Consider the following 11,723-nt stretch of genomic DNA (forward strand, 5'->3'; position numbering starts at 1 on the left):
CGGGATGGAGCAGCCCGGTAGCTCGTCAGGCTCATAACCTGAAGGTCGTAGGTTCAAATCCTACTCCCGCAACCAAATCTTCTAAACCATATCAAACGCCTAGCCTCGCCCCCGCGAGGCTTTTTGCGTTGCGACAAACACAGTGGAAGCAATGCGGAAGCTGATCTTGATCTTGTCCCGTTACTTAAAGCGGAACACGACGAAGCCCCCTGAGAAAGGGGCGAGATCAAAATTCCCCGAAACGGAGTTAACAAGCCCATCGATCCCTGTTCGGATGTCGACCGGTTGCGTTGCTAGGTAGATCTTGAACCTGCGAGCGTATTGGAAGGCTTGTGCGCCGCGTACCATTCCGGCACGCCGGTGATGTAGCGGAACGAGGCACCACAGCCCTAGCGGGCGTAATCCGCCGTGACCTTGGGGCTGTCGAAGCCGTCACAGCGGGGTGATGGTTTTGAACTGACGTCCGTGCCAGACCAGTGGCTTGGCGTTTGCGGAGAGGTCGATCTTCCGTGGACGCCCGACGAACAGCACGTGATCGGTCGTCTCGATCTCTCCGACGAGGGCGCAGTCCATCGTGGCCACGGCACCGTGCAGGCGCGGGTGGCCGGAGGGCCAGGTGTCCCATGCGCCGTGCTCGAACCGCTCCTCCGGCGCGACCTTGCCGGCAAAAGCCTCGGCCACCGCCTGCTGGTCCGCTTGCAGCATCGCGAAGGAAAACCCGCCCTGCGCGCGGATCAGCGATGTCAGGCGGGCGCCGGAGTCGATGGAGACCAGCAGCGACGGCGGATCGACCGCCAGCGAGAGCGCTGCGGTGACGGTGCGCCCTACGCGGTCGCTGTCCCGCGCGGCGCTCACAACGCAAACGGTTGCGGCCAGCGCAGACATCGCCTCGCGGAACGCAGCTTGCGTGTCCAGCCCGGCGTCGATCATCGCATAGGAAGCCTGTGAGAGTTCAGTGCTCATGACTATCCTTTTTGCCCCGGCTCGGGCGAGAAATGCGTTTGCAGCTTGTTCGGCACGCCATCCATCTCGTCGGCATTCGCGGGCGGGGTGCCCATCGCGACGATGACAGGCCAGACCTCTGCATATTTACGGTTGAAGTCGACCCAGCCTTCGCCGTCAGGATCGGTGTCGGGGCGGATCGCGTCGGCGGGGCACTCGGGTTCGCAGACGCCGCAGTCGATGCATTCATCGGGATGGATCACGAGAGCATTTTCGCCCTCATAGAAGCAATCGACCGGACAGACCTCGACGCAATCCATGTATTTGCAGGCGATGCAGTTTTCGGTGACGACGTATGTCATGGGGAGGGGCTCATGAGCTTGGAAGAGGCCGTGCGCAGGTGGTGCGCACGGCGCTCGGTGCATCAGGCGAGGTTCGACGCCGCGAACTCGTAATTTGCGAGATTGTCGAGGAAGTTCGTCACGTAGTCCGGCCGACGGTTGCGGAAGTCGACGTAGTAGCTGTGTTCCCAGACATCGAGGCCCAGCAGCGCCGTGCCCTCGCCGGTGGCGAGCGGGTTCACCCCGTTGGGCGTCTTGGTCACGCCGAGGCTTCCGTCCGGCTTCTGGATCAACCAGGCCCAGCCCGAACCGAATTGCCCGGTTGCTGCGGCCTTGAACGCCGCTTTGAAATCGTCGACAGAACCGAAATCGGCGATCAGTCGCGACTCGAGTGCGCCGGGAATGCCGCCACCCTGCGGCGAAAGGGCGTTCCAGAAATGGATGTGGTTCCAGTGCTGTCCCGCCTGGTTGAAGATGCCGTCGCGTGCGGGATCGCCGTAAGTGGCGACGACGATCTCCTCCAGAGTCTTGCCCTGAAGGTCGGCGGTCTTCTCGACGAAGCCGTTGAGCGCCGTCACATAGGCCTGATGGTGCTTGTCGTGGTGTAGTTCGAGCGTTTCCTGGCTCATGCCGCGGTCAGCAAGCGCGGAATGGGAAAAGTTCAGTGCGGGAAGTTCGAAAGCCATGTCAGGTCTCCTGCGGGGGGTGGTTGCGCCGCAGCCTGCGGCGGGTTAATTAATCAAGTAAGTGCTTTGAAAAAGATTGAGGCGAATATGTCAAGCGATAGCTTGGAAAAATACGCGATGGAAGATTCAGGCTGGTCGCCGCGCTCCGCCTCTGAGCGCATCCTGATGGCGTTGAAGATGCACGGGGCGCTGACCTCGGCGCAGGTCGGGGCCCGCCTCGGCACCACCGGGGAGGCCGCGCGGCAGCAACTGCTGAAACTCGCCGAGGACGGGCTGGTCGCAGATGAACGTCGCGCCTCCGGGCGTGGGCGACCTGCGGTTTTTTGGCATCTGAGCGAAAAGGGGCAGGCTCGGTTTCCGGACACGCATGCTGCGCTGACCGTGGAAATTCTGCGCAGCATTTCCGGTGTTCTGGGGGAGGAGGCGCTCGAGCGCATCATCGAGGCCCGAGAGGCGACGACGCAGGCGCTCTACGAGGCGGAAATGACGGGCTGTGGCGATCTGGCTGCACGGGTCGAGAAGCTGGCCGAGCTGCGCAACGCCGAAGGCTACATGGCATCTGCCGAGCGTGATGCGGACGGTACCCTTCTCCTTGTCGAGAACCATTGTCCGATCTGCGCCGCGGCGACTTTCTGTCAGGGCTTTTGTCGGGCCGAACAGGCGGTGTTCAAGGCTGTTTTGGGCGAGGATGTCTCGGTCGAGCGGGTTGAACATATCGTCGAGGGCGGTCGCCGCTGCACCTATGTCATCCGCGACGCCGTGACATGAGCGCGGAGCGGCGGACCGACGTTGCGCGCGCTGGCAGGCCCGGTGCGTGGACGCCCCCCGTCACGCAGTCGCCGACACCGCTGAAGGCAGCGTTCGACTTGGGCCGCCGCAACACGCTGGGCTTGCGGTCGCAGGCCCGGTTCGGCGGGGTGCTGCACACAGAAGCCGAGATCATCGCCGCCGCGCAATATGCCGGGCGTCTCGGCCTGCCGTTTCACCTTCTGGGCGGCGGGAGCAACTGCGTCCTGGCCGAAGAGATCGACGGCGTGGTCGGGATCAACGGATTGCTTGGTCGCAGCGTGACGCGTGCTTCCGATGGTGTGCGCGTCACGGCAAAGGCGGGTGAGAACTGGGATGCCCTGGTGCGCTGGACGGTGGAGCAGGGTATCGGCGGCCTCGAGAACCTTGCCGGGATACCGGGCACCGTCGGCGCGGCCCCAGCCCAGAACATCGGCGCCTATGGAGTGGAGCTGAAGGATCTGGTCGAGAGCGTCGACATTATCGACACGGAGACATGGACCGCTCGACGCCTTTCGGCGCGCGACTGCGGCTTCGCCTATCGGCACAGCCGTTTCAAGGAGAGGCCGGGCGTTGAGCTCGTCACCGGGGTCACGCTTCGGCTGCCCACGGATTGGCAGCCGAACCTTGGCTATGCCGGTCTGGCCGACCTGCCCGGCCCGCTCAGCCCGGACGGGATCATGAAAGCCGTTCTGGCCCAACGCGCGGCGAAGATCCCGGACTGGAGGGACATCGGCAATGTCGGGTCTTTCTTTCACAACCCGATCGTTTCGGTCGCGACCGCGCGACGCTTGGGGGACGTCCCGGGGCATCCGGTGCCGGGCGGCGTGAAGCTCTCGGCGGCAAGGCTACTCGATCTCTGCGGCCTGAAGGGGATCCGCAGGGGCGGTGCCGGATTCTCTGAAGCGCACGCGCTGATCCTCGTGAACCTCGGCGGTGCGACGGTCGAGGACGTCATCACGCTTACCGATCATGCCCGAGAGACGGTCCGCGCACGCTTCGGTGTCTCTCTCGTGCAGGAACCGGCATTGATCGGGCGCTGAGCCGACATGCGTGCGTCGCACCGCGAATGATCAGCCCTCTATCCCCGTCGACCGATGCGCTTGCCCTGCGGCGTCAGGCGCTTGCGCGGGGGACGAGCTTGCCCTTGAACGCGCGGTCGAAGTCGCGGTCTTCGCTGCTTTCGAGTACTTCGACCAGATATTCGGCCATCTCCGTCAGGGGCTGGCGATAGGTGGTCAATGCGTAATTCGGGCTCTGGCATTGCGGCACGTCGTCGAAGCCCGTCACCGCGATATCCTCGGGAATGCGCAGGCCGAGCTTGTGGCGGATCACGTCGATCGCGCCGATGGCGAGCGCGTCGTTCTCGCAGACGAGGATGTCGGGCATTTCGTCGCGCGGGCGATCGGTGAGAATCCGGGTCACGACCTGCTCGGCGAGGATCGGGTCATAGGCGGGCACTTCAGCGAATTCGGGGATGGTCCCGAAACGCCGCTCCCAGCAGCCAAGGAAGGTTTCCTTGCGCAGCAGATGCGCGGAGTAGGTGCGCGGACCCGCGAGGAAGAGCGGGCGGCGATAGCCCTGTTCCGCAACATAGGCGGCGATCTCCTGCATCGCGGCAGCGTCGTCCACCGCGATCGAGATCGTGTCGGGATGGCGCGAGGTGCGCGCGAATATAATCAGCTTGTGGAATCGTCGGGCGTGCAGAGCGGTCTCGAGAACCTCATCGTCGAACTGGATCCCGATCAGGATCGCGGCATCGACGCGGCGCTGGCTGGCGTTGAGGATCGCATGGCCCGCATCGTCGCGGTCGAGCGTGTTCACCAGAAGCGTATCCCAGCCATGCTTGCGCAGGATGCGGGTCAGCCGCTCCATCATCACCAGTTTATGCGGGTTGGCGAAGTCATCGACCAGCAGCGCTACGAGGTTCGAGCGATCCGAGGCCAGTGCGGCTGCGCGCAGATCGGGCACGTAGCCGAGCTTGCTCGCCGCTTCCATCACCTTGGTCCGGGTCTTGGGCGAAATCGACGCGTCCTTCTTGAAGGCCCGGTTGACCGTCCAGCGCGAGACACCGGCAGCTTCGGCGACATCATCGGCGGTGATGTTGTTTTCGAAATTCGGTCTGCGCACGTCGCTCATCGGGTTCTCCTCAAAAGCTGACCTATCAGCTTTCTTGCCAGCATACACACAGAAAAGAGCGGCAGCGGAGTCCCGTTTGCACGCGCGTGCAAAAAATTCTTGCACGCGCGTGCAAAACGGATGATGTTAGCGCCAGTCATCGGTCGAATCGGATCGGTTCTGGGAGGAATGCATGTTGAAAGTCGGGTTGCTGGGCGCCGGCCGTATCGGTCAGGTGCATGCGGTAAATATTGCCGGACATCCGGGCAGCACGCTCGTCTCGGTCTCGGATGTGAACGCGGAGGCGGCGCAGGCGCTCGCCGCGAAATACGACGCGAAAGCGGCAAGTTCCGAGGAGATCATCGCCAATCCCGACATCGACGCTGTGCTGATCGCCAGCTCGACCGACACCCATTCGGATCTGATCGAGAAGGCGACGGCAGCAGGCAAGGCCGTGCTGTGCGAAAAGCCGGTCGATCTATCGCTTGAACGGGCGAAAGCCTGCCTCGCGGCGGTTTCAAAAACCGGCCAGCCCGTGATGATCGGCTTCAACCGTCGGTTTGACCCGAATTTCGGCGCGCTGCGCTCTGCCGCCCACGCCGGAGAGATCGGCAAAGCCGAGCTGCTCTCGGTCACGTCCTTCGATCCTGCGCCGCCGCCGGTCTCCTACATCAAGGTCTCGGGCGGTCTGTTCCGCGATATGATGATCCATGATTTCGACATGGCGAATTTCATCATGGATAGCGCGCCGGTCAGCGTTCGCGCCGTCGGTTCCTCCATCGTCGATCCGGCGATCGGGGAGGCGGGCGACGTGGATACGGCGGTGGTCACGCTGAGCTATGCCGACGGGCGCATTGCCGTGATCAAGAATTCGCGCCGGGCTGTCTACGGCTACGATCAGCGCGTCGAATTGCTGGGCTCGGAGGGTCTGCTGACCGCGGCCAACATGCTGGAGAACACGGTCTCGAAATCGACCGTGGCCGGCGTCTCTTCGGCCAAGCCCACCTATTTCTTCCTCGAACGTTACATGCCCGCCTATGCCGCGGAATGGGACGCCTTCGTCACCGCTCTGGCAGAGGGTCGACCGATGCCCGTGACGCTCGAGGATGGCGTGGCCGCGCTCGCGATGGCCGAGGCCGCAACGAAATCCGCCAAGATGGGGGAAGCCGTCGATCTGGCGACGCTCTGAGGCGCTGCCTCGGAGTGGACGGAAATCGCAGGCGCGAGGAGGTGCCTGTGGTTCAAAGGCCGAAGGGATCGGCCGGGCCGCATCGGACGCGACATGGAGGAGCGCGGTGCGGTGACAAACAGAAAGTGAATCTGGGAGGATCACATGAAACAGTTTCTGCGTGCTGCAGTTGCGGCCACCGCCGTGGCTTTCGCTGCACCGGCATTCGCGACGGATATCGTCGTGGTCTCGCACGGGCAGGCCAACGACCCGTTCTGGTCGGTCGTGAAGAACGGCGTCGAACAGGCGGCGAAGGATACCGGCGTGAACGTCGAATACCGCTCGCCCGAGACCTTCGACATGGTCGCGATGAGCCAGCTGATCGACGCCGCCGTGAACCAGGAGCCCGACGGTTTGGTCGTCTCGGTTCCCGATGCGGACGCGCTTGGCCCGTCGATCAAACGGGCCGTTGCCGCAGGCATTCCGGTGATCACGATGAATGCCGGATCGGATGTGTCGAAATCGCTGGGTGCGCTGCTGCATGTCGGTCAGGACGAATTCACCGCGGGTGAACGCGCGGGTGAGAAGCTCAAGGAGATGGGTGGCAAGAACGGGCTCTGCGTCAACCAGGAGGTCGGGAATGTCTCGCTCGACCAGCGTTGCGCCGGTTTCGCCAAGGGCTTCGGTGGTCAGGTGAAAGTGCTGCCGACCACCAATGATCCGGCGGATATCGAGGCCAAGGTGCGCGCAGCCCTGCAATCCGATACGTCGATCGACACCGTGCTGGCGCTGGGTGCGGCGACGGCGGGCGAACCCTCGGTCAAGGCGGTCAAGGCGCTGGGTGAAGGTGGCGGCAAGATCAACGTCGCGAGCTTCGATCTGTCCCCGGGTTTCCTGAAGGATGTCGAGAATGGTGACGCGGCCTTCGCGATCGACCAGCAGCAGTATCTCCAAGGCTATCTGCCGGTGTCGTTCCTCGCGCTCAACGCGAAATACGGCCTGATCCCGGCGTCGAACGTCGCTTCGGGTCCGAACCTGATCACCAAGGACAAGGCGGCTCAGGTGGTCGACCTGTCGGCCAAGGGCATTCGCTGATCCACATCGGATGAGTTGATACGGGGATGCGCGCGAGCCCCTTGATGCGCGCGCGCATCCCACCGGCGCCACCGCGGGCGGTCGCGGAACCGAAAGCGCCACGAACCAGCATTCTCAGGGAGGGTATAATGCCTGCCGACTCCACGGTTACCGACGAGCGCGTTCGCGAGGAGACTCTTCTCGCGCGCTTGATGAAGCGGCCCGAACTGGGCGCGATCGCCGGGCTCATTCTCGTGACGATCTTCTTTCTCTTCACCGCCAATGCGTCGATGTTCACCCTTTCGGGGATCATGAACTTCCTGACGCCCGCGGCCCAGCTCGGCATTCTCGCCATCGGCGCGTCGCTTCTGATGATCGGGGGAGAGTTCGACCTTTCGATCGGCTCGATGGTGGCCTTCGCGGGGATGATCTTCGGCGCGCTCGTGGTCAATCTGGGACTGCCGCTGATCGTGGCCATTCCCGGCACGCTGATCTTCGCTGGCATGATGGGCGTGGTGAACGGGCAGCTGGTGATCCGCACGGGCCTGCCCTCCTTCATCGTGACGCTGGCTTTCCTGTTCATCCTGCGTGGCCTGTCGCTCGTCGGGCTGAAATATCTGACTGGCGGCTCGACCCAGCTGCGCGGCGTGCGCGATGCGGTGGGCGATGACTGGCTGGCGCCGTTCTTCTCGGGCGACGCGTTCACGGGTCTCTTCGCGAAGCTCGCCGAATGGGGCTGGATCGACACGTTCAAGTCGGGCGCGCCGAAAGTGCCGGGCGTGCCGGTCGAGATCCTGTGGTTCATCGGTATCGCGCTGTTTGCCACCTGGATCCTGCTGCGCACCCCTGCCGGCAACTGGATCTTCGCAGCCGGCGGCGACAAGAACGCGGCCTCCAATTCGGGCGTGCCGGTCAACCGGGTGAAGACGACGCTCTTCATCGTGACCGCCTGCTGCGCCGCGCTCGTCGCCATCATGACCGTGATCGACGCGGGCTCCACCGATGCGCGTCGCGGCTTCCAGAAAGAATTCGAGGCGATCATCGCCGCGGTGATCGGGGGCTCGCTGCTGACCGGCGGTTACGGCTCGGCGATCGGCGCCTTCTTCGGTTCGATCATCTTCGGCATGGTCGTGATCGGCCTGACCTACACCTCGATCGATCAGGACTGGTTCCAGGTCTTCCTGGGGGGGATGCTGCTGCTCGCCGTGATCTTCAACAACGTGATCCGCAAGCGCGTGACGGGGGAACGCTGATATGGAAATTGAGACCGCATTCCACCACGGCGCAGTCGCTGATGACGCCAAACCCATCCTCGAGATGCGCGGCATCAAGAAGCACTTCGGCAACGTGATCGCGCTGGCCGGTGTCAGCTTCGATATCCGCCCCGGCGAGTGTCACTGCCTTCTCGGCGATAACGGCGCGGGCAAATCGACCTTCATCAAGACGATGTCGGGCGTGCACAAGCCGACCGAGGGCGAGATCTTGTTCGAGGACAAGCCGATGAACTTCTCGAGCCCGCGCGATGCGATGGAGGCCGGGATTGCCACGGTGTTTCAGGACCTCGCGATGATCCCCCTGATGAGCGTGACACGCAACTTCTTCATGGGGCGCGAGCCCACGAAAGGGGCGGGCCCGTTCAAGCGCTTCGACGTGGCGCGGGCCAACGAGGTCTGCGTCGAGGAGATGCGCAATATGGGCATCAACCTGCGCGGTCCCGATCAGGCAGTGGGTACACTCTCGGGCGGCGAACGCCAGACCGTTGCCATCGCCCGCGCGGTCTATTTCGGCGCGAAGGTTCTGATCCTCGACGAGCCGACCTCGGCGCTTGGCGTGCGTCAGACCTCGAACGTGCTCGCCACGATCGACAAGGTGCGCAAGCAGGGCGTGGGTGTCGTGTTCATCAGCCATAACGTGCGCCATGCGATGGCGGTGGGCGACCGCTTCACCGTGCTCAATCGCGGCAAGACGCTGGGCACCGCAACCCGGGGCGAGATCACGCCGAACGAGTTGCAGGATCTGATGGCCGGTGGCCAGGAGATGGCACAGCTCGAAGGCTCGCTCGGCGGCACGATCTGACACGCGGGCAGGGGTGCGACGTGCCCCTGCCACGGACTGCAATGACGACAGGAACTGAGGGTGACATGGCGCTTCCGATGCCCGAAACTCCGCTTGGCGTGGCCCTGATCGGGACCGGCTTCATGGGCAAATGTCACGCGATGGCGTGGCGCAACCTCGCGACCGTCTTCGGCGGCGCGCATCCCCGGTTGGAGATCCTCTGCGATACACCGGCGGACAAGGCCCGCGCCTTCGCCGAGCAGTTCGGCTTCGCGCGTGGCAGCGACGATTGGCAGGCGACTTGCGCCGATCCGGCGGTGGATGTGGTCTCGATCACTGCGCCCAACGGGTTGCACCGCCCGATGGCCGAGGCCGCCCTGCGTGCGGGCAAGCATGTCTGGCTGGAAAAGCCGATGGCGCTGACGCTGGAAGATGCGCGGGCGATGGCCGCCCTTGCCGCGGAGCATCCCGGGCAGGTCACGATCCTCGGTTACAACTACCTTCGGTCGCCCGCTTTCCAGATGGCGCGCAAGCTGATCTCGGACGGTGCGATCGGCACGCCGCGCGCCTTCCGGGGCGTCTATGACGAAGACTATTCCGCCGACCCGCGCCTCCCGTGGTCGTGGCGGATGACGCGCGAGGCTGGTGGTCTGGGCGCCTTGGGCGATCTGGGCTGCCACCTCGTGTCGCAGATGGTAGCGCTGATGGGGCCGGTCGCGGAGCTGACCGCGATGACCCAGATCGCGATCCCCGAGCGCACCTCCTCCGAAGGCCCCAAGCCGGTCGAGAACGAGGACAGCGCGATGGCGTTGATCCGGTTCGCGAGCGGCGCGCAGGGCTCGTTCGCCACATCGCGGGTCGCGCGGGGGCGGAAGTGTCGTTTGCAATGGGAGATCCATGGATCGGATGGCACGCTGGTCTTCGATCAGGAGAACATGAACGAGCTGTGGCTGCACCGCGCCGGCGAGGCGGGCTTCACCCGTCACCTGACCGGCCCCGATCAGCCCGATTTCGCCGCCTTCTGCCCCGCGCCGGGGCATAATTTCGGCTTCAACGAACAGAAAGTGATCGAGGCGCGCGACCTGTGCGCAGCCATCGCGGGCGGGCCGAATGCCGGCCCCGATTTCGCCGCCGGTCTGGAGATCGAGAGGGTGATTCACGCGATGGCGCGCTCGAACGGCGCCCCGATCCGGATCGGAGATATGGCATGAAAAACCTCGACGTGATCACGATTGGGCGGGCTGGCGTTGATTTGTATGGCGCGCAGATTGGCGGGCGTCTGGAGGATATGGGCTCGTTCGAGAAGTATATCGGCGGTTCGCCCACGAACATCGCCTGCGGGACGGCGCGGCTGGGGCTGAAGTCCGGGCTGATCACGCGGGTCGGCGACGAGCATATGGGCCGCTTCATCCGCGAGCAGTTGCTGCGCGAGGGCGTGGATGTGACCGGCGTGGCGACCGATCCGGAGCGGCTGACGGCGCTGGTGATCCTCGGCATCCGCGATGAAGAACAGTTCCCGCTGATCTTCTATCGCGAGAACTGCGCGGATATGGCGCTGAGCGAGGAGGATATCGACGAGGCGCTGATCGCGCGGACGCGCTCGGTGCTCGCGACGGGCACGCACCTGTCGCATCCGCGCACGCGGGCGGCGGTGCTGAAGGCGCTGGAGCTGGCCCGCAAGCATGGCGCCAAGACCGCGCTCGACATCGACTACCGCCCGAACCTCTGGGGCGTCGCGGGCCATGGCGAGGGCGAAAGCCGCTTCGTCGAGAGCGCCGAAGTGACGTCGAGCCTGATGGCCACGCTGCACCATTTCGACCTGATCGTGGGCACGGAAGAGGAGTTCCACATCGCGGGCGGCTCGACCGATACGATTACGGCGCTGCGCGCGGTGCGCAACGTCTCCGATGCCACGCTCGTGTGCAAACGCGGAGCCGCCGGCGCGGTGGCTTTCGAGGGCGATATTCCCGACAGCCTCGATGACGGCCAGACCGGCCCGGGCTTCCCGATCGAGGTGTTCAACGTGCTGGGCGCGGGGGACGGGTTCTTCTCGGGGCTGATGAAGGGCTGGCTCGATGGCGAGAGCTGGCCGAAGGCGCTGGAATACGCCAATGCCTGCGGGGCGTTTGCGGTCTCGCGCCATGGCTGCACGCCCGCCTATCCCTCGCTGACCGAGCTGGAATTCTTCCTCAAGCGCGGGGTGAAGCAACCCGATCTGCGCAACGATGCGGAGCTGGAGCAGATCCACTGGTCGACCAACCGCCACACGCGCTCGCTGCCCGACTGGCCCGATTACCGGGTCTTCGCCTTCGATCACCGGATGCAGCTCGAAGAGATGCCGGGCTACACGCGCGAGAAGGGTGGGGCGTTCAAGGAGCTGTGCCTGTCGGCGGCAACCCAGGTGCAGGACGGGCGTCCGGGTTATGGTATTCTCTGCGATGACCGGATCGGACGCGCGGCGCTGCATGCGGCCTCCGGCTCGGGCCTCTGGATCGGGCGGCCCTGCGAATGGCCCGGGAGCCGCCCGCTGGAGCTCGAACCGCAGCTTGGCCC

12 protein-coding genes are annotated in these 11,723 nt (G+C 64.5%); 8 read left to right on the forward strand and 4 right to left on the reverse strand.

Annotated elements, in window-relative coordinates:
* Positions 1-432: 432 nt before the first annotated feature.
* From BMI85_RS20850 to BMI85_RS20860, 3 genes are all read right to left on the reverse strand, one after another.
* The gene (locus tag BMI85_RS20850) at positions 433-963 is read right to left on the reverse strand and encodes a flavin reductase family protein (protein WP_078602682.1); all 531 of its coding nucleotides are present in this window, start codon (positions 961-963) and stop codon (positions 433-435) included.
* A gap of 2 nt (positions 964-965) precedes the next feature.
* Positions 966-1,304 (reverse strand): ferredoxin FdxA, encoded by a 339-nt coding sequence (gene fdxA, locus BMI85_RS20855; protein WP_078523452.1) that lies wholly within the window; start codon positions 1,302-1,304, stop codon positions 966-968.
* 62 nt (positions 1,305-1,366) lie between these two features.
* The gene (locus BMI85_RS20860) at positions 1,367-1,969 is read right to left on the reverse strand and encodes a superoxide dismutase (protein ID WP_078602683.1); all 603 of its coding nucleotides are present in this window, start codon (positions 1,967-1,969) and stop codon (positions 1,367-1,369) included.
* Positions 1,970-2,086: 117 nt separating this feature from the next.
* Between BMI85_RS20860 and BMI85_RS20865 the strand changes: the two genes are divergently transcribed.
* Both BMI85_RS20865 and murB read left to right on the forward strand, forming a co-directional pair.
* Positions 2,087-2,737 (forward strand): metalloregulator ArsR/SmtB family transcription factor, encoded by a 651-nt coding sequence (locus BMI85_RS20865; RefSeq protein WP_078602684.1) that lies wholly within the window; start codon positions 2,087-2,089, stop codon positions 2,735-2,737.
* Positions 2,734-3,798: a UDP-N-acetylmuramate dehydrogenase gene (murB, locus tag BMI85_RS20870; protein WP_078602685.1), complete on the forward strand. Its 1,065-nt coding sequence runs from the start codon at positions 2,734-2,736 to the stop codon at positions 3,796-3,798. The genes BMI85_RS20865 and murB overlap by 4 nt, the downstream gene beginning before the upstream one ends.
* Before the next feature lie 73 nt (positions 3,799-3,871).
* On the opposite strand, the gene BMI85_RS20875 is transcribed toward murB, so the two are convergent.
* Positions 3,872-4,894, reverse strand: a complete 1,023-nt coding sequence (locus BMI85_RS20875) for a LacI family DNA-binding transcriptional regulator (protein WP_078549663.1) — start codon at positions 4,892-4,894, stop codon at positions 3,872-3,874.
* A gap of 172 nt (positions 4,895-5,066) precedes the next feature.
* Between BMI85_RS20875 and iolG the strand changes: the two genes are divergently transcribed.
* From iolG to iolC, 6 genes are all read left to right on the forward strand, one after another.
* The gene (gene iolG / locus BMI85_RS20880; RefSeq protein WP_078602686.1) at positions 5,067-6,062 is read left to right on the forward strand and encodes an inositol 2-dehydrogenase; all 996 of its coding nucleotides are present in this window, start codon (positions 5,067-5,069) and stop codon (positions 6,060-6,062) included.
* Positions 6,063-6,206: 144 nt separating this feature from the next.
* Entirely contained in the window at positions 6,207-7,136 is a 930-nt protein-coding gene (locus BMI85_RS20885; protein WP_078523447.1) for a sugar ABC transporter substrate-binding protein, read from the forward strand.
* Between the two features lie 128 nt (positions 7,137-7,264).
* Complete coding sequence (locus tag BMI85_RS20890; protein WP_078602687.1) at positions 7,265-8,368, forward strand: ABC transporter permease; 1,104 nt, start codon at positions 7,265-7,267, stop codon at positions 8,366-8,368.
* Position 8,369: 1 nt separating this feature from the next.
* The gene (locus BMI85_RS20895; RefSeq protein WP_078523445.1) at positions 8,370-9,191 is read left to right on the forward strand and encodes an ATP-binding cassette domain-containing protein; all 822 of its coding nucleotides are present in this window, start codon (positions 8,370-8,372) and stop codon (positions 9,189-9,191) included.
* Positions 9,192-9,256: 65 nt separating this feature from the next.
* Complete coding sequence (locus BMI85_RS20900) at positions 9,257-10,381, forward strand: Gfo/Idh/MocA family oxidoreductase (RefSeq protein ID WP_078602688.1); 1,125 nt, start codon at positions 9,257-9,259, stop codon at positions 10,379-10,381.
* A partial coding sequence (iolC, locus tag BMI85_RS20905) for a 5-dehydro-2-deoxygluconokinase (protein WP_078602689.1) occupies positions 10,378-11,723 on the forward strand: 1,346 nt, incomplete at its 3' end. The genes BMI85_RS20900 and iolC, both read left to right, overlap by 4 nt.

This window comes from Thioclava sp. DLFJ4-1 (genome assembly GCF_002020145.1).
GTDB lineage: Bacteria > Pseudomonadota > Alphaproteobacteria > Rhodobacterales > Rhodobacteraceae > Thioclava > Thioclava sediminum.